Raw genomic sequence first — 18313 nt, forward strand, 5'->3', positions numbered from 1 at the left:
TCGTTGCGGTGCCTATGCAGGCTCTAAATGCACAGGGTGACCAACACCGTGTAGAGAAGGGGCGCCCGAAAGCGCCCCTTCTGTGCTGAGGTCAGGCGACAATGAAGTCTGCTGCCGAAAGGTTCAGATGTGCGTTCAGTTGCGCAAACTGAACAGCCGCGACTTGCCCGGAGCCATCGGCGTCGTAGGACAACGCTCCGCTGTCGGTGTCATAGATGATGCGGTCGTCGACATCATGGGCAACACCCGACGCACTCTTGAAGAATGCGCCCAAGGCAAGAGCGCCGTCGTCGCCCACACTCGTAAAGATGAGGTTGTCCAGCAGGATCGTGTCGTCAGCGACGTTGAAGTCCTTGATCAAGTCGACATTGCCGTTCCCAAGCGCTGTCGAGAAGCGGAAGGAATCCTCGCCCGCGCCGCCGGTCAGCGTGTCGGCCGCCAGACCGCCATCCAGAAGGTCGCTGCCGGTGCCGCCGTTGAGCTTGTCGGCGCCTGCAACGCCCGGCTGAGCCGGCGCAGGCGGGAATTCGACCGACACGTTCACCTTGTATGTCGAGCCTTCCGGCACGGCATCCGCCCAGCCATCGCCGGGCACGTCGGGCGACCACATGCCTTCCTGGATGTAGTAGGTTCCGGTTTCCTTGACGACGAAGACCGCGCTTGAATCCCGGCTGGTCGTGGAGCCGGGATCGCCGCCGCCATCGTCGTTCTCGGCGACGATGTTGCCGTTGCTGTCCAGCAGCCTGACCCAGCTGTCATGGACGTTGGGATCGGCAATTCCGTCGATGTCGATCGAGATGACCGTACCGGCCGCCAGTGTGATGCCATAGTATCCGCCCTTGCCGTTGCCGGTGGCATTGACGGTGGTGTGAAGAGTGGTCGTCGAATCGAAGATATCCGGGTCGGCGGCCAGCGAGAAGTTGTTCGAGATGTCGAAGGCGGTTGCGATCGAATTGTTCGTCGCATCGGCCCCGAGCGTGGCGTAGCCGGTACCCATGCCCGGCCGTGGCGGTGCGTCGCCCTGATAGGCGAAATCGCCGAGCAGGGTGTCATCGCCGCCGCCGCCGTTGATCGTGTCGTTGCCGCCCTGACCGGTCAGAACATTGGCGGCGCCGTCGCCGGTCAATTGATCGTTGAAGCCCGAACCGGCGAGATTTTCGATCGAGATATAGGTGTCCCCGGCGGACTTGCCGCCGCCGAGATGGAGTTTGACACCGCTGGTCGCATCGGCGTAGTCCGCCGTGTCGCTTCCGGCGCCGCCATTCAGCTTGTCGGCACCACCGCCGCCGGTCAGGATATCGTCACCCCCACCGCCGGACAGTTCGTTGGCCTGGGCGTTGCCGATGATATGGTCGTCGAAGAAGGAACCAACTGCGTTTTCGAAGCCGGCAAGGATATCGTGCCGGATAACGGTGCCGCGCCCGACGATCTGCACCGGGCCATCGGCATCGCCGCCACTGGCAGTGCCATTGGCGAGGTCGATGGTCACGCCGTCGGAGCTGCCCGCATAGACAACCGTATCGATACCGTCGCCGCCGTCCAGATAGTCCTGGCCGGCGCCACCGATGATCGTGTCGTTGCCGCCTTCACCGTACAGGATGTCGCCATCGTTGCCGCCATCCAGTATGTCATCGCCGTCGCGGCCGTTGAAGTAATCGCCGCCGCCCTGGCCCCAGAAATGATTTGCTTCCGACGTGCCGATGAAACGGTCGATGCGGTCATCCGACCCGATCAAATTCTCGATGCTGTCGAAGGTGTCGCCGGAGGCGGTGCCGCCGCTGGCGACATTCGTCTCCAGGTTGACGAGCAGTTGGAACGGGCTTTCCTTGCTGTAGTCGACCGTGTCGACGCCGGCGCCGCCCCTGAATATGTCGATGCCGTCCTGGCCGCTCAGCGTGTCGTCGCCGTCGCCGCCGTCGAGGATGTCATTGCCCTGGCCGCCGAGGATGGTGTCATTGCCACCGCCGCCGTAGAGCGTGTCATTGCCGTCATCACTCTCGGTCTGGTCTTCAAGGTCCGCGACGTCGATCGTGTTGTTGATGTCGCGGCTGGCGAGCGAGTCGCGACCGCCGATGATGAGGTCATCACCACCCTGACCGAAGATGGTGTCATCGCCACCACCGCCGTCGAGCGTATCATTTCCGCCGGTGCCGAAAATAATGCTGGTCATCGTGTTGTCGCCGACGACGGGTGTTTCGGGGCTACCGCCTCCTGGTTGAAGCGTCGACTCGTCGGCGTAAATGATGTTTTCGACGTTCGCGATTTTCCCGATCTTCAGGTCCCTGGACAGCAGGACGACGGTATCGTTCCCGCCATTCGCTTCCTCGCGCACGATGTCATCGAGGGAGTCGACGAAGTAGATATCGTCGCCGCTATTACCAGCCATGCGGTCACCGCCGCCGCGGCCGTCGAGGACGTTGGCGCCGTCATTGCCGATCAGTATGTCGTCGTAGCTGCTGCCGATGCCGTTCTCGATGTAATAGGCGGTCGTATCGGCATTGTGCCCAGCAAAGATCGACACATTGTTGCTATGGCCGTTCACGCTGGAGAACTGCCCGGCGCGCAAGTCAAGGATCGTGCCCGCCGTAGAACCGGAGAAGTCGATCGTGTCGGTTCCACCTGTGTCATGGATCGTAAAACCGATATCGTGCTGCATGCCCGAGGCGGAGAGCCGGTAGCCGTCTTGCGTGCTGCCGAAGCCGTAGACGTTGTCGCCCGTGTTGAGGTTGATCTCCTGATAGGTGCGCTCACCATTCGCGTCGACGGTCGAGAAAAAGCGACGGATGACGGCTTCGATGTCGGCCATGAGCGGCGTCGAAGCCGACCAGCGGCTGGTTTCGCCGACGTCGATGCCATCGAAATAGGACATGACGCTGTATTGCTGACGGTCGTAGGTCCAGGTCGCATTGTTCAGATAGTTGATCTGGACGCCGCCGGGACCGCTGTAATTATAGAGTCCGGGATGGTTCAGGCCGAACTCATGGCCGAATTCGTGGATGAAGGAATCGAACACATAGCCGCCAATGTCTGTCTTGTTGGGCTCCGTGTCGTGGAAACGCTGGCCTATGCTGACATAACGATCGTTTGAATAGGCACTGCCGTCGTCTTCCTCGCCCACTTCGGGGCTGACAACCTGCATCCAGTCAGTCGCGCTGTTGTATGGCGCGTCGTCGACGATTTCGAACTTCAAAGGGGTGACAAGAGACCACATCTCCAGGGCGCCGATCGCGGCGGCCTTGTATTCGGGGTGGTCGTTGAGTTCGTAGACGTTGATCCTCAGCGTTCCCGCCGCGATCGCTGGCGTCAGGCTGCGGTCCAATGCTCCAAGATAATCGAGGTAGGCTTCGTAATCCTCGCTCTTGCCATAGGGGTTATCGGGCGTCTGGTCGTTGATCCACCATTGGTCGCTATTTTGGCTTGGGTTCGGCATCGTTGGGGTTCCCTCATCTACAACCGTGGATAGTACGGCTGTACCGGTTTGCTGCTTCCAACCACCAACAGGCATCGCTTGCGCGCCTGCTAAGCCCCGTCACCTCCGCCGATAATGCTATCGGAATTTTCGACTTGTCTAGCCTGTTGGACACGGCCACGCAGGACTGCCACGAGGTTCGAGTTCACTTCCTGTTCGCAGTCGACAGATTTCGTCATTTGGACGGCGCGAAGGTTTGATACCAGGTGTTCGTCATCGCGATCCGCGTCCGATTGGCTGCGTAAAACAGCCCGCCTAGGCCTGCACGAGCAGCAAGCCGAATGCGCTGAGCGCGAAGATCAACATCTTTTCGTGGTTTCCAGCGCGGTATTGTGGCTAAACCGACACCTCAATCCACGCTGGAGCATGATCGCTGGCCTTTTCCCGTCCGCGCACTTCGCGGTCGACGCCGGCAGCGGTGAGCTGGCCGGCGATTGCGGGGCTGAGCAGGAGATGATCCAACCTGAGCCCGGCATTGCGGCCCCAAGCGTTGCGCAGATAGTCCCAGAATGTGTAGACGCGTTCATCGGGATGAAGCGCCCGGATGGCATCCGTCCACCCCTGGCCGACGAGCTTGTGCAATGCCAGCCGCACCTCCGGGCGGAACAAGGCATCATCCTGCCAGCGCTCGGGCTTGTAGACGTCGAGTTCGGTCGGAATGACATTGTAGTCGCCGGCAAGGACGACCGGGATGTTATGGGTGAGCAGTTCCGCGGCATGCTGCTGAAGCCTGCTGAACCATCGGAGCTTATAGTCGAATTTCGGCCCCGGAGCCGGGTTGCCGTTTGGCGCATAGAGGCATCCGACCAACACGCCGGAGACTGCCGCCTCGATATAGCGGCTTTGCGTGTCGTCCTCGTCGCCGGGCAGGCCGCGCCGCGTCTCGATCGGATCGACGCCACGCGCCAAGATCGCTACGCCGTTCCAGCTTTTCTGCCCCAGCCACACCGCGCCGTAGCCGGCATCGCGAAGTGCCGTTTTCGGAAACTTGTCGCCCGACGCCTTCAGTTCCTGCAGGCAGACGACATCGGGCTCGGCCTCAGACAGCCAGTCGAGCAGCACCGAAAGCCTGCCATTGATGCCATTGACGTTGAACGTCGCGATTTTCATCGCTCAGCGCTTGAGCTTTTCGGCCCAGGCCGAAACCTTCTCGGCCATTGTTTTGAGATGATCGGCCGCCGTAAAGCCGGACACGCTCTTGCGCGGCTTCAGATCATGGTCGCCGTCTTCCAGCCAGAAAACCTCGATCGCCTTCGACAGCGCGTATGAGGGCACCTCTTCCCGAGTACCGAACTCGTCGCGCGTGCCCTGCATGATCAGCGTTGGCGTCTTCAGATCGGCAAGATGCTTGGTGCGCAGCTGCTGTGGTTTGGCCGGCGGATGAAATGGATAGCCGAGGCAAAGCAGGCCGGCGATCCTGCTCGAGGCGAAAAGCTCGTCAGCCACCATCGAGGCAATGCGGCCGCCCATCGACTTGCCGCCGATAATCAGCGGCCCCTTGGCGGCCAGATCCGCTACGGCGGCGGCATATTCGGGATTGAGGGTCTCGGCGCGCGGCGGTGGTTTGCGACTCCCCTCGGTGCGCCGGCTCGCCATATAGGAGAATTCGAAACGCGCGACACGAAACCCGACCTCGGCAAGCGCCTTGGCGGCGGCGTTCATGGAGGCGGAGTCCATCGGCGCCCCTGCCCCGTGGCCGAGCAGGATGGTACAGGCGGCGTCTTCCGGGCCGTCGAAAAGGAAGGACATGCTCAACTCGCTGTTCTTTGCGCCAGGTCGACCAGCCGGATGCCATTGCTGGCTGTGCGGGCCCATTGCGATGTGGAATCGAGCTCGAGATAACGCGACCACCATTTGCGTGCGCCGGCCAGATCACCCGCTTCATAGTCGAGGTTTGCGAGATTGAAGACGGCATCGGCGTAAGCGCCGTCTATGGCGATCGCGGCAAGCAGATGACGGCGTGCCGTATCCTTCTTGCCTTCGCCGGCGAGCAGCCCGGAAAGATTGAACCAGGCTTCGACGAAGCGCGGGTCGCGCTTGAGCACGTCGAGATAGGATTGTTCGGCCTCCTTGGCTCTGCCGGCGGCGAGCAGGCAGTTGCCGCGGTTGAAGAAGATGACCGGATCGCTCGGATCGATGGCGATGCAGCGCCGATAGAGCTCGGCGGCGTCGCCATGCCGACCCTCCTCCTCGGCTTCCTCCGCCAGGGCGAAGAGCTCGTCGAGATCTTCCGGCTCGGCCCGGCCGAGCGGCAGCAAGGCCTGGCCGTCGAGCTCGCTGACGCCGTCATCCGAACGCGCATAGATGGCGTTGTCACGGTCGGCGTGCAGCGAAAGCGCGGTCAGCGAGGCGATCGAGCCGGATCGGCGCACAGACCTTGCGATCGTGCCCCAGCTGGCGCCCGATGCGATCAACCCGGCATATTTCCTGGCCAGGATCAGATCGCGGAAGGAGAAGGGTTCTCCGTCATGTTCGAACGCGTCGAAAAGCGCGAGCAGGTCGAAATCCTCAGCGCCGAGCTTCGACTGGTCGAGGATGGACTGGCGGCTCAGCGTTGAGCCGGCCGGCGCCTCGATCAACCCCAGCAGCCTGAGGAAGCCGTTTTCGCTCAGAGGCTGGCGGCCTTTCGCCCTCTCCTCACGGTAGCGGGTCGCGATCCTGGCGGCATCGGTCCTGTCGAGCAACTTGCGGCCAAAGATGACATGCGTGGTGCGCCGCGTGGCGCCGCGTTGCAATTCGCCGCCCTGGGCACCGACCTCCCGCACCGCCAAACGGCGCGGGAATGCCGCAAGCCCGCCGATGAGACCGAACGTCCTGCCTCTCGCCGAGGTCACTTCTTGCTCTTGGCGCCGCCGCTCGCGGCAACCTTGGCCGGTTTTTCAGCAGGCACGGCCTTGGGCTTGCTCCTGGCCGGCGGCTTGGATTGTCCAAGGCTGGCCTTCAGCGCATCCATCAGGTTGACGACATTGCCGCGTTCAGGTGCTGCCGCGACGATCGGCTTGTGGCCTTTGAGCTTCTCCTTGATCATGTTCATCAAGGCGGCCTCGTAGCGATCCTCGTAATTCTTCGGATCGAACTTGGTCAACTTCTGCTGGATCAGCGCTTCGGCGAGTTGCAGCATCTCGCGGTCGGGTTTGCCCTGCGGGATGTTGTCGAAATATTCGGCGGTGCCACGCACCTCATGCGGATTGCGCAGCGTGCAGACGAACATGCCCTTCTCACGCGCACCGATGGTGACGACACGCTCGCGGCTGGACAGCACAAGGCGCGCCACCGCCAGCTTGCCGGACTTGCGCATGGCCTCGCGCAGGACGACGAAGGTCTCCTCGGCCATCGCTCCGTCGGGCGCGAGGTAATAGGGCGTGTCCTGGTAGATGACGTCGACATCCTTCTCGTCGACGAAGGCTTCGATGTTCATGGTGTGGTTGGATTCGATGCGCACGCTTTCAAGGTCGGCATCGTCGATAATGACGTATTGCTTGTCCTCGTATTCGTAGCCCTTGACCAGATCGGCGCGGTCGACCAGGCCGAGTTCGGGGTCGACGGGCTTCATGTTGATGCGGTTGTGGGTCTTCTTGTGCAGCTGGTTGAAGGAGATGCGCTCCTTCGTGCTGGTCGCCGGGTAAAGCCGCACCGGGCAGCTAACCAGACTGAGTTTCAGATAACCCTTCCAACTTGCCCTGGGTGCCAATTCCGCCTCCTACGCGACGACAACACACTACCTTTTCGCCTTGGCAGGCGCCGGCAATTCCCTGGCAAAATCATCCATATCCGCCCAGGGATCACCAGATGCGGCCAACAGGCCTGGGAGCGAAGAATAGTTCAAATCCTCCGCAGCGTCGATGGATTCCAGATCATTCCATTCCAGCGGCGTCGAAGCCGGCATGTTCGGACGCCCGCGCAGCGTGTAAGGGGCCGCCGCCGTATGGCTGCGCGCATTGCGATGGAAGTCGATGAAAATGCGCTTGCGGCGGTTCTCCGCGCCCATGGTGGTGGTGAAGGTTTCGGGTGCAGTGGCGGCGATGCGGGACGAGATATCGCTGCAGGCTTGATGGAACTGCCGCCAGCCGAGTTTCTTCTTGACCGGCACCACGACATGGATGCCCTTGCCGCCGGACGTCTTGACGAACGGCACCAAACCGATGCCTTCCAGCTCGCCGCGCACATGGACGGCGGCCTCGACGACCTCGCGCCAGCCGATGCCTTCGCCCGGGTCGAGGTCGAAGACGGCGCGGTCAGGCTTGTCGATGCTGAGGCGATGCGCGCCCCAGGTGTGGAATTCGACGACGCCGAACTGCGCCAATGCAAGATAGGCCTTGGCATCCTCGACAGCGATGTAGCTGCGGGCTTCACCATCGAAATTCTGCGTCTCGAACGATACCATGGTTGCAGGCATGCCGGTGAAGGCGTGACGCTGGAAGAAACAATCCGCTGGCTTGCCGGTCGGGCAGCGCACCAGCGACACTGGGCGGCCGAGGATGTGCGGCAGCATGAAATCGCCGACGGCGGCATAATAGACGGCGATGTCGAGCTTGGTCGGCCCGGTCTTGCCGAAGATGCGGCGTGTCGGGTTGGTAACGAAGATGCCGGCGAGATCGGCGTCGGAAATCAGCCGCTTGCGCGGTGCGGCGGTGCGAGCCGAAAGCTCGGCCTCGCGCAGGCCCTTGAAGACGGCATGGCGCAGCGCGTTGTCGGCGGTTCGGTTGGCATAGTGGACATGGGCCGTCAGCACCGGGCGGACTGCGATGACCTCGCGCGGCATGCCCTCCAGCCTGACTGCGTCGGCCTGCAGTGGCTGCAGGCGTGAAAGCAGCATGGGCAGTGTTTCGGCATCGAAACCCGAGCCGCATTTGCCGCGGTATTCCAGCTCGCCGTCGACCCATTCGGCGAGCGCCAGCGCCGCCAGGCCCTCGGCCGCTTCGGAGACCGTGTAGCCGGCGATGACGAAATCGCCGACGGCGCGCGCCTTTACTTTCGCCCAGCTCTTGGAACGGCCGGGCGCATATGTCGACGAAGCCTGCTTGGAGACGATTCCTTCAAGGCCAAGCTCCGATGCCTGCTCGTAGAGCGCGTCGCCGTCGGAGGCCACATGATCGCTGAGCTGCAGAGCGCTTTTTGCCGTGACGCCGCCGAGCAGTTGCGCAAGCAGCTCCTTGCGTTTTTCCAGCGCAACGTCGGTCAGGTTCCAGCCGTCGAGATAAAGCAGGTCGAAGGCATAGAAGGTAAGCTTGTGGGTTTCGCCGGCGGCCAGCGCATCCTGGAGCGCGGAAAAGCGGCTGATGCCCTTGTCGTCGGTGACGACGATTTCGCCATCGATGATGGCGCTGGCGCAGGGTAGCGTCTCGAAAGCCGTCTTCAGACGACCATAACGCTTCGACCAGTCGAGGCCGCTGCGGGTAATGAAGGTGACGGTTCCCTCGTTCACATGTGCCGCCGTGCGATAACCGTCGAACTTGATTTCGTGCAGCCAGCTTTCGCCCGAAGGCGGGGTGGCAACGACGGTGGCGAGCTGCGGTTCGAGGCGGGCCGGCATCGGCCCCTGCACGGCGCCCTTGACCTTGGCGGGCTTCGGCGCAACGGCCTTCTTGATCGGCTTCGGTTTCTCGACCAGCTCTTCGATACGGCGCCCCGACTTCACGCTTTCCGGGCGCTTGGCGAGGATATCGACCTTGGTATCGGCGGCCTGATCGCGCTCCTTGAACAGCAGCCAGTTGACCTTGTTGTCATCCTCCTTGGCCTTCAGTCTGGCCAGCATCCAGCCGCCTTTGAGCTTCTCGCCCGACAGGCGGAATTTGAAGGCACCTTTTTCCAGGGAGGTCTCGATATCCTCCATCGGCGCCCAGATGCCAGTATCCCACACGATCATCGGGCCGCCGCCATACTCTCCCTCGGGAATGAGCCCTTCGAAGTCGATATAGTCGAGCGGATGATCTTCGGTCTGGACGGCGAGCCGCTTGTCGGCGGGATTGAGCGACGGCCCCCTCGGCACTGCCCAGCTCTTCAGCACGCCGTCGATCTCCAGGCGCAGGTCATAATGATCCGCGGTGGCATGATGCTTGTGCACGACGAAGCGGTTGCCTTCGTGCTGGGTTACCAAACCCGAGGGTTCAGGCGTCTTCGCGAAATTGCGCTTGGCGCGGTAGGACTGGAGCTTGGGGGAACCCGCCATGGAAGCGCTTATTCGCCTGCTTCCTCGTGCAGGGGCTCTAGGCCGAGTTCTGCGGGACGATAGCCTTTGTAGAGCTCATCGAGCGTGCGCTGCCCGACGAGATAGGCTTCGTTGGCGACGATGACACGATAGGTCGGTTCCTCGCCAGCTTTGAAGCGGCGGGAACTGACGAAGATCTTATGACGGCCGAGCGCTTCGGCAACCGCCTTGCGCTGCTTGACCTGGCGAGACGTGGGCGTGCTCATAGGCCTGCTCCGCTGCTTGCGTCAGAGACTATCTTCCATTGTGACGCCGCGATCAACCGGGGTTGGTTTCGGTGGTTTATAGTTAGCCCTTGCGCTAAGTGATTTCCTCCATTAGTTAGCCTTTTGGATAACTGATTATCAAAGCGCACGACTACATGCGCAATCACATGAAAACAGGGGCTCGATATGAAGCTGGTCTTGATGGAATTCCTGTCGCTCGACGGCGTGTGCCAAGGTCCAGGAGCGCCGGATGAGGACACGACCGATGGTTTTACGCGAGGCGGCTGGTTCGTTCCCTATTTGGAGCAGAACTTCATGCAGACCGTCACGGCCTGGGTGGGAAATGCGGATGCGTTCCTGTTCGGCCGCCGGACGTATGAAAGTTTCGCGCGCGATTGGCCGAAGATGGACGATCCAAATGATCCAATCGCTAGCAAGATGAATGGCTTGCCGAAATATGTTACATCAAATTCTTTGAAAGATGCGCCCTGGGCGCCTGCAACGATCCTGTCGGGAGATATAGCTGGCCGGGTCGCCGGGTTGAAAGAAAAGCCCGGGCGAGAACTCCAGATCCACGGTAGTGGACGCCTGGCCCATTCGCTGCTGGCTGCAGGATTGATCGACGAATTCCGGCTTGTGGTCGCTCCGGTTGTTCTGGGGCAAGGCCGCAAGCTGTTCCTGGACGGCGCCATGCCTGCGGGCTTCAAGCTGCTCAGTGTCGATGCGACGCCGGGCGGCTTGGCCGTGCATGTCTACCAAAGGGCTGACGCACCGGCATTCGTGACCTACGACGCGTCTGCAGCATGGCGTTAATCCGCGAAAGAATGCACTGTCCCGGCTGCCGTGAGGATATGCAGACGTCGAACTGAAACGGAAAAACTTGTCCGTGAGAGTGAGCGGGTTTCCCTACACGGCGTCGATCTTCAGGTTTATCGTAGCGGCCAGACCAGCATCAGCATCGGAACCGCTACCGCTATCACCAGAATGGAGAGCGGAAGGCCGAGACGGGGATAATCGCTGAACCGGTAGCCGCCCGGCCCCATCACGAGCGTGTTGCATTGATGACCGATCGGGGTCAGGAAGTCACAGCCGGCACCAATGGCGACAGCCATGAGAAACGCTTCCGGATGATAGCCAAGAGATGTTGCGAAACCCGCAGCCACTGGCGCCACCACCAACACTGTTGCTGCGTTGTTGAGAAATGGGGTGACCGCCATCGCGACAACGAGAATGAGCCCCAACGCGCCTGCCGGCGGCAATTTCGAACCTATTTCGGCCAACCACATCGCGATCACGTCGGTCGCGCCGCTGCGCCGCAGTGAGTCCGAGACAGGGATCAATGCGGCGAGCATGACAAGGATCGGACCGTCGATGGCGTTGTAGATGTCGCGTATCGGAACCACGCGGAAGAGCACCATGGCGACCGCCGCAGTGAAGAAGGCGACCGGGATGGGAACCAATCCCGTGGTCGTGGCAAGCATTGCCGCGGCCAGGATCAGGATCGGTATACTGCCGCCCCGCACGCTGCCGAGCAGGATCGGTCGTTCCGCGAGCGGCAGCGCACCGAGCTCACGCAGGATATCCGGCAACCGTGTCCGATTGCCCTGCAGCAGCAGCACGTCGCCCAATCGCAGCGTAAGTGTTCCAAGACGTTCGCTGATACGTTCGCCTGTGCGGCTGACGGCCAACAGATTGATCTTGTACCGGTCGTAGAGCGCCAGCCGTTGAGCGGACCAGCCGATCAAAGGCGAACTTTCCCCCAGAACCGCTTCGACTGTCATGTAGGCTTCACTACTGCCTTCTTCGGAAGCCTGGCGGCCGTCGGTCAGATCGAGCTTGGCCTGGGCGACGACGCGGTCGAGCGCTTCCGGCGAGCCTTCGAGCAGGACGATGTCGCCTTGACGCAGCTTCGCGTCCGGCAAGGGTGCGATGTGGAACGTGCGCGAGCGCAGGATCGACGTAACCACCACCTCGCCGCCTGCGTAATTCATCAACTCGGCGACAGTTTTTTCGTTCACCGTAGAACTGGACACGACCAATGCCTCGGTGACGTAGTTGTTGACATCCAGCGCATCCTGAACGGAGCCGGTTTCGCGAACACGAACCGGCACAAGCCAGTAGAACAATGACAAAAAGACGATGCCCGCGGCAGCGAGCGCCGCTCCCACCGGAGTGAAGTCGAACATGGTGAAGGAAGTGCCGGTGATCTCCTCGCGAATGCGCGACACCACGACGTTGGGCGAGGTGCCGATCTGCGTCATCAGGCCGCCGAGCAGCGAACCGAAGGCCATCGGCATCAGAAAGACAGACGGCGAGCTGTTGGACTTTCGAGCGAACTGAAAGGCAATCGGGATCATGATTGCCAGCGCACCGATGTTTTTAACGAAAGCCGACAGGATCGTGACGACGACAACCAGCAGCACCAATTGCGCCCGAATGCTCGTCACATTGGGTGCGAAGCGCTGGATCGCGAATTCCATGACCCCGGAGCGGGCCACGCCGGCGCTGACCAGCAATGCACTTCCCACAATGATGACGATGTCGTCGCTAAAGCCTGAAAACGCGTGGTCGTAAGGGACGACGCCGACCGCAAGCGCAATGATCAACGCAATGCAGGCGACGAGATCGTAACGCAGGCGTCCCCAAACGAAGGCCACCATCATCAAGATGATGACGGCAATGGAGAGGAGCTGATTGATTGCCATGGAGAGGACGTTCCTTCTCCGGGCTCATTTGTCAACGTCCTTGCTCAAGCGGCTGCTGGTTCCGCCGGGAGTTCGTCTAGGCAACTCTGGCAATGCCTTCGCAGACCATCGCGTCCACATCGGTGATCAGGAGGTGACCAGGAGAAGCGGTGATTGCGATTGCCAGCTCCGCATGCACGAGAGCTTCCTGGGCCGTCACGCTGCTTGCCCAGAATACGGGGACTTCCCCCTCCCCGACATCGACCGCCTCTCCCCAATCTGGACGGCCGAGATCGGCAATGCCGATGATGGAAGGGTCCCCAACATGAAAGGGCGAACCATGGGCGTTCGGAAAGCGCGCGGTAATCGCCCGGACCTTGTCGACGTCGCAGCGCTTGATGGCACGCATTGCGACGACCAGATTGCCGCCGAAGGGACCGAACGCGCGGCTTCTGATCTGGGTGCGGTACTTCGGCACCGTCCCGCTGACACGGCCGTGCAGGCCGACGCCCTTCTCCATCAACGCAGGCTCGAAACTCAATGAACTGCCGAGCGCGAAAGCGGAGAAATCCTGACGCCACAGATCAACGATATGGGAGGTGCGATGCACGAACTCGCCGTAGCAGTAGATACTGTACTGCGACGCATCCGTGCGGATGTCGATGTTACCCAGCGCAGGAACAAAGGGACTGCCGGCGCGACCGAGCCCGACCAGCGGGCACGCCTTGGGATTGGCTAGGCAGAATTTGTGAAAATCGGCGGCGAAACGCTGCGGCACGATCACCACATTCGCCTGCAACTTGCCGCGGGCCAAGCCGCCGGTAGCCCCCTTGTAGGCTCCGGTCCTGACCAGCCGGCGCAACCGGCCAGGCTCGACCAGACGCAAATCTTCGACAATTGAACTGGTCTGAGGTCCCATGCTTCGAAGCAGTCCGCGTTGCTTAGACTTTTCAGGAACCGGTAAAATCGAAGTCGGCGGCACCGCTTGTCAAATCACCAGAATTTTCTCCTGACAATAAATTGTATTTATTGGCCGACGCAGTTCGACCTCACCGGCATTCCGAACAGCTGAGCAATTTGATCTGCCGTATCGCTTCATGCAGAAAGCCGAGATCGCGGCTCATGTAGGAGAGGAGAAAAGCGGCGTAGAGAACGAAGACGAAGCTGAAGACAAAGGTCTTTACGATCAGCGACAAGCTGAAGACGTTGAAATGCGGCGAGGCGCGGGCCAGGAAAGCAAGCACGATATCGGACAGCAACATGCTGACAATAAGCGGAAATACCAGCGTCAGCGCCATTTTCAGCAGCTGGTTCAACAGTTCCAGGAAAATCCCGGCGGCGTCCCTGCTGAATACCGGCGTCAACTGCCCGACCGGCCAGAGTCCATAGCTGTCGTAGACGGCGTTCAACGACAGCTCCAGCCCGCCTGCCGCGAGATAGATGGCGATCATGACGATGGCAAGCAGCGTTCCGGTTGCGCTGGTTTCATGCGTCATCATCGGGTCGATCAAGCTTCCCATGCTCGAACCGCGCTGCAGATCGAGGATGTCGCCTGCTGCTTCAGCAGCCCAGAACGGCACGCCCATCGCCAATCCAAGGGCAATGCCAACCAGGAGTTCCTTGAGGATGTAGACAACGATCATCGCGCCGGCGATCTGCTGGCCCGCCAGCGTGTGCATGAGCATCGGCAGGATCGGAACCGCTAGCGCAAGCGCAACCCCGTTGCGCAATAGCCCCGACAAAGGAACACGCGAGAACAGCGGCATCATCAGCATGAAGCCCCCCAGGCGCGCCAACACGAAGGCTCCCGCCAGAAGGTAGAGTTGCAGGTCCCTGAGCGATGCGAAGAGCGGTTCGACCTGCATGGTGCGGCCTCAGCGGGTCGCGGAGGGAAATTCGTCAAATACCGCCGAAGCCTGTTCAGCGATCTGCTGGGCAATCAGCGGGCCGACAATGATGATGACCACGAGGATCACGACCAGCTTGATCGTCTGCGGCAGCGACTGATCCTGGATCTGCGTCAGCGCCTGGGCAAGCCCCACCAGAAGCCCGACTGCCAACGCTGCGATGATGGCCGGACTGGAGGCGAGCAGTATCGTTATCAGCGCATTCTGGACTTTCGCGAGGATGAAATCGCTGTTCACGCTTACCGCCTCTGCTTCAGCTGTAACTGAGGATGAGGCCGTGCATCAGCCGCGACCAGCCGTCTATGGCAACGAAAAGCAACAGTTTCAGCGGGATCGAGATCAGCACCGGTGAAACCATGATCATGCCGAGCGTCATCAGGATGTTGGCGACGACGATGTCGATGATCAGGAAGGGAATGTAGAGCAGGAAGCCGATCTCGAATGCGCGGGTGAGCTCCGAGGCGACAAAGGCCGGAACCAGGATGGAAAGGTCATCATCCTTGACGTTCTGACGCGCCTGCTCTGGCCACAGGCGCGCGTGGTTCCGTCGAGAAAGAACTGGCGTTCGCGCGGGTGTGTGAACTTGATCAGATGTTGCTGCAACGGCTGTTTCACGATTTGCGCGGCCCGGGCCAGGTCATCGGTCGTCTGGAATTGAACCTGCCCTTCCTGCAGCCTTGTTCCCATTTCGCTGATCAGCGGCGTGGTGACATAGACGGTCAAAACCAGTGCAATTCCGTAAAGCACGAGGTTCGGCGGCATCTGCTGCACACCAAGCGCGTTGCGGATGAGAAACAGCACCACCGAGATCTTGAGAAAACCGGTCATGGTGACGACCGCGAGCGGCAGCAGTCCGACAAAGCCGACCGCGATCAGAATGCCGAGGAGATTGGGCGACGCTTCAAGCATTATCGAACATGCGGATGACCCGCACGCCAAGGCTTTCGCCGATCCTGACCATTTCACCCTGCCCGACCCGTTTGCCGTTGGCGAGGATGTCCACGGCCTGTCCGGTCGTATCCAACTGCACGATGGCGCCGGCCGTCAGTTGCCTGATCTCACCAAGCGGCATTGCCTTGCGCCCGACCTCGAAAGCGAGCGCAACCGGCAGATCCTCAAGCGTTGCATCGTCCAGCGCCTGTCCTGCGGCTGCAGTATCCTGACCCATCGTCCACTCCCATTTCGATCCGGCAATTGCGACTGGCGCGGCAAGCAGCTGAGGCCCTGACGACGTCATGCCTGCAGGGGCGATCAGACGGTCGCCGATGACCAGCACCGCTGCTGCCTGCTCGGCGAGCAGCACGACGTCTCCCTGCAGCAACCCCCTCACCTCGCCCAGACTGAGGGTGAGAACGTCGCGCCACAGGCGAACCGGCAAAGGAAATGCCGCCGGCAATGAAGGTTCGCCGGAACTGGCTGTGTCGAGCAGCGTGCCCAATCTTGCAAGCAGTGCGCCATCGTCCAGTCGCAGCGTGCAATGCATCTGTTGCCCGCCCGCGGACAGGACAAATCCGAAGGATGGCATTCCGGCTGAAGATTTTTTCTTCTCAATGGCCGCGAGCTCTATCGGCGCCTGCAGTTGGACTTCGAGCCGGTCGAGTTCGTCGGCAATGGCAGCTTCCAGCACGAGAGCCGCGTGCCGAGGCGGAAGGTTTTCCAGCCTGGCCGTCTTGTCCACTGTCGCCAGCAATTGCTCGATCAGGGAAAGCGGCACACAGAGCTCGGCGGAACGATCTCCAAGTCTTACGCGCAGCGAACAGGATGGCCGGTCGTCGGCTCGAGCAGCATGCCAGGTCGTGGCGATCTTCGCGGGCTGTCCGGCGAACGTTATCTCGGCCGGAAGACGATTCCTGTAAAACGTGTTCAGTGCCGCTACATGATCCGGCGGAATTGCTTCCAGCTCCAGGACATCGGCAACCGATGCACCGTTGAATCGCCGGCGAGCAGATTTACGCCGCGTTGCGACTTTCGCTGGCGTCAGGGCTCGAGACATCGAACTGCCACCTGCACGATCATCGAAGCTCATTGCTTGTGCGGAAAAGTGGCATGCGAACGCCCTTCCTCGTCGAGGAGTTCGGCCGCAGCAGCGCGGCGTGGGGCCATTCGCTTCTCAAGCCGATCCGTCAGCCTTTCCACTTTCATCAGAGCTTTCCTGCTTTGCAGATGCTGTTGCTGCGCGGCCGCCAACCCGGCCTCGCGTTGCTTCTGGACAAGCAAAGCCGCCTCATTTTGAGCCTTGATCTGCCCGGCTTTGGCGGATGACGCCTCGTACCGGCTCTGCGCCAAATGGAATTCGGAGGCCCTCACGACGCGATCGACAAGTCCTGAGACCACCGCGTTCTGTTCCTCCACCGCCTGTCGCGTGTGGTCGGCGAGCGCTTTCGATTTTGTATCAACATCTTGTCTGGCTTCGCTGACGCCAGCTTTATGAACGGCAACGACCTCACGCGCATGCTCCTCACGGCGTTTCCTGAGCTTCCGCAACTGGGCGATCATGTCATTTTTGTTCACCGGCGATCTCCCTCATGCGCTGACGCGTTCCCTCCATGCTTTCGCTCGCGATCGAGGCCTGCTGCAGGAAAACATTGATGGCGTCGATCTTGGTGATGGCCTCGTCAGCCAGCGGATCGCTGCCGGCCTTGTACTCGCCAACCTGCACCAGCAATTCGATGTCGGCGTAGCGCGCGAGCAATTTCCTGAGACGTGCGGCATCCTCCCGGTGCTGAACGGGCGCGACCGTCTCCATGAGCCGGCTACGGCTGCGCAGCACGTCGACCGCTGGAAAATGGTTGCGTTGCGCAAGCTCGCTGGACAGGAAAATGTGACCGTCAAGCAGGGCCTGCACTTCCTCGGCTACGGGATCGAAGGTTCCATCGCCCTCCAGAAGAACACTGTAGAGGCCGGTAATGGAGCCGACCGCTCCTGGGCCGGATCGCTCAAGCAGACGCGGCAATGCAGCAAAGAGCGACGATGGAAAGCCACGGCGTGTCGGTGGTTCGCCTGACGCCAATCCGATCTCGCGCTGGGCTCGGGCAAAACGGGTGATGTTGTCCATGGCGAGCAATACATGCTTGCCCTGGTCGCGGAAATATTCGGCGATGGTTGTGGCGACATAGGCCGCCTTGACACGCTCGATGGCCGGACGATCGGATGTCGCCACGACAACAACGGCACGCGCCAACCCTTCCGCTCCAAGCTGCCGCTCGACGAATTCGCGAACCTCGCGCCCGCGCTCGCCGACAAGGGCAACGACGGCGACATCGGCATCGGTGGCGGTGACGATATTCGACAACAGGATCGACTTGCCAACGCCGGGCTCCCCGAAAATGCCGATACGCTGCCCTCTGGCGCAAGTCAGCAAACCGTCGATAGCGCGGATGCCCAGCTGGATCGGCTCCGATATAAGTCGGCGCTGCAGCGGTGATGGCGGGTAGGCATGAACGGGATAAGCACCATCCAGTGCCAATTCCTTGCCATCGAGCGGTTCGCCGAGCGCGTTGATGACCCTGCCCAGCAAGCCAGGCCCCACCGGCACCTGCTGGTCCTTCCGAGTGGGAACGACCTCGGTCATGCCGGACAGGCCCGTCAGATCACCGAGCGGCACCAGAATGGCGGCCTCTTCCAGCAGACCGACCACTTCCGCTTTCATGGTTCGGCCCGTTCTCCGGTCGATCAATTCGCAGATCTCGCCAATCCTGGCCTCTTCGACAGAGGCGTGGATGACAGTGCCGACGACACGCCGCACGCGCCCCTTTTTCGGTCGGCTCGCATCATCGCTCAGCCCGGAACGCAAGCCGGGCATGATCGAAGCCAAACGGTCTTCGAGTGCTGCACGCTCT

Annotated in this window: 15 protein-coding genes and 1 pseudogene; 1 reads left to right on the plus strand and 15 read right to left on the minus strand. The window is 61.2% G+C overall.

Going from position 1 to position 18313, the window contains the following annotated elements; all coding sequences use genetic code 11:
* Positions 1 to 91: 91 nt before the first annotated feature.
* The 7 genes from AO692_RS10160 to AO692_RS10190 all read right to left on the minus strand — a co-directional run bounded on the left by AO692_RS10160 (position 92) and on the right by AO692_RS10190 (position 9883).
* Positions 92 to 3430 (minus strand): M10 family metallopeptidase C-terminal domain-containing protein, encoded by a 3339-nt coding sequence (locus tag AO692_RS10160; RefSeq protein ID WP_054309942.1) that lies wholly within the window; start codon positions 3428 to 3430, stop codon positions 92 to 94.
* 375 nt (positions 3431 to 3805) lie between these two features.
* Complete coding sequence (xth, locus tag AO692_RS10165) at positions 3806 to 4579, minus strand: exodeoxyribonuclease III (protein WP_054309943.1); 774 nt, start codon at positions 4577 to 4579, stop codon at positions 3806 to 3808.
* A gap of 3 nt (positions 4580 to 4582) precedes the next feature.
* On the minus strand, positions 4583 to 5224 hold the full coding sequence (locus tag AO692_RS10170) for an alpha/beta family hydrolase (RefSeq protein WP_082407290.1): 642 nt from the start codon (positions 5222 to 5224) through the stop codon (positions 4583 to 4585).
* The gene (locus tag AO692_RS10175; RefSeq protein WP_054309945.1) at positions 5221 to 6303 is read right to left on the minus strand and encodes a tetratricopeptide repeat protein; all 1083 of its coding nucleotides are present in this window, start codon (positions 6301 to 6303) and stop codon (positions 5221 to 5223) included. Before AO692_RS10175 ends, AO692_RS10170 begins: the two co-directional genes overlap by 4 nt.
* Complete coding sequence (locus tag AO692_RS10180) at positions 6300 to 7160, minus strand: Ku protein (RefSeq protein ID WP_054309946.1); 861 nt, start codon at positions 7158 to 7160, stop codon at positions 6300 to 6302. Before AO692_RS10180 ends, AO692_RS10175 begins: the two co-directional genes overlap by 4 nt.
* Positions 7161 to 7187: 27 nt before the next feature.
* A complete protein-coding gene (gene ligD / locus AO692_RS10185; protein ID WP_054309947.1) occupies positions 7188 to 9638 on the minus strand; it encodes a DNA ligase D in 2451 nt (816 codons plus the stop codon).
* Positions 9639 to 9646: 8 nt separating this feature from the next.
* The gene (locus AO692_RS10190; RefSeq protein ID WP_054309948.1) at positions 9647 to 9883 is read right to left on the minus strand and encodes a hypothetical protein; all 237 of its coding nucleotides are present in this window, start codon (positions 9881 to 9883) and stop codon (positions 9647 to 9649) included.
* A 186-nt stretch (positions 9884 to 10069) separates the two neighbouring features.
* Here AO692_RS10190 and AO692_RS10195 point away from each other — a divergent pair, with 186 nt between their 5' ends.
* Positions 10070 to 10696 (plus strand): dihydrofolate reductase family protein, encoded by a 627-nt coding sequence (locus AO692_RS10195; protein ID WP_054309949.1) that lies wholly within the window; start codon positions 10070 to 10072, stop codon positions 10694 to 10696.
* A 116-nt stretch (positions 10697 to 10812) separates the two neighbouring features.
* Here the strand turns inward: AO692_RS10195 and AO692_RS10200 are convergent, their stop codons facing one another.
* The 8 genes and pseudogenes from AO692_RS10200 to AO692_RS10235 all read right to left on the minus strand — a co-directional run bounded on the left by AO692_RS10200 (position 10813) and on the right by AO692_RS10235 (position 18276).
* Positions 10813 to 12588, minus strand: coding sequence for an SLC13 family permease (locus AO692_RS10200; RefSeq protein WP_054309950.1), 1776 nt, complete (start codon positions 12586 to 12588; stop codon positions 10813 to 10815).
* 76 nt (positions 12589 to 12664) lie between these two features.
* Positions 12665 to 13486: a DUF1445 domain-containing protein gene (locus AO692_RS10205; protein WP_054309951.1), complete on the minus strand. Its 822-nt coding sequence runs from the start codon at positions 13484 to 13486 to the stop codon at positions 12665 to 12667.
* A gap of 130 nt (positions 13487 to 13616) precedes the next feature.
* Positions 13617 to 14432 (minus strand): type III secretion system export apparatus subunit SctT, encoded by an 816-nt coding sequence (sctT, locus tag AO692_RS10210; RefSeq protein ID WP_054309952.1) that lies wholly within the window; start codon positions 14430 to 14432, stop codon positions 13617 to 13619.
* Between the two features lie 9 nt (positions 14433 to 14441).
* Entirely contained in the window at positions 14442 to 14711 is a 270-nt protein-coding gene (locus tag AO692_RS10215) for a flagellar biosynthetic protein FliQ (protein ID WP_054309953.1), read from the minus strand.
* Between the two features lie 16 nt (positions 14712 to 14727).
* Positions 14728 to 15383: pseudogene (gene sctR / locus AO692_RS10220) on the minus strand (type III secretion system export apparatus subunit SctR).
* Complete coding sequence (sctQ, locus tag AO692_RS10225; protein ID WP_161808058.1) at positions 15376 to 16467, minus strand: type III secretion system cytoplasmic ring protein SctQ; 1092 nt, start codon at positions 16465 to 16467, stop codon at positions 15376 to 15378. The pseudogene sctR and the gene sctQ overlap by 8 nt, the downstream one beginning before the upstream one ends.
* A 29-nt stretch (positions 16468 to 16496) precedes the next feature.
* Positions 16497 to 16985: a hypothetical protein gene (locus AO692_RS10230; RefSeq protein ID WP_152979786.1), complete on the minus strand. Its 489-nt coding sequence runs from the start codon at positions 16983 to 16985 to the stop codon at positions 16497 to 16499.
* Positions 16972 to 18276, minus strand: coding sequence for a FliI/YscN family ATPase (locus AO692_RS10235; RefSeq protein ID WP_054310031.1), 1305 nt, complete (start codon positions 18274 to 18276; stop codon positions 16972 to 16974). Before AO692_RS10235 ends, AO692_RS10230 begins: the two co-directional genes overlap by 14 nt.
* Positions 18277 to 18313 lie beyond the last annotated feature (37 nt).

Source organism: Mesorhizobium sp. 1M-11, assembly GCF_001303895.1.
Classification (GTDB): Bacteria; Pseudomonadota; Alphaproteobacteria; order Rhizobiales; family Rhizobiaceae; genus Mesorhizobium.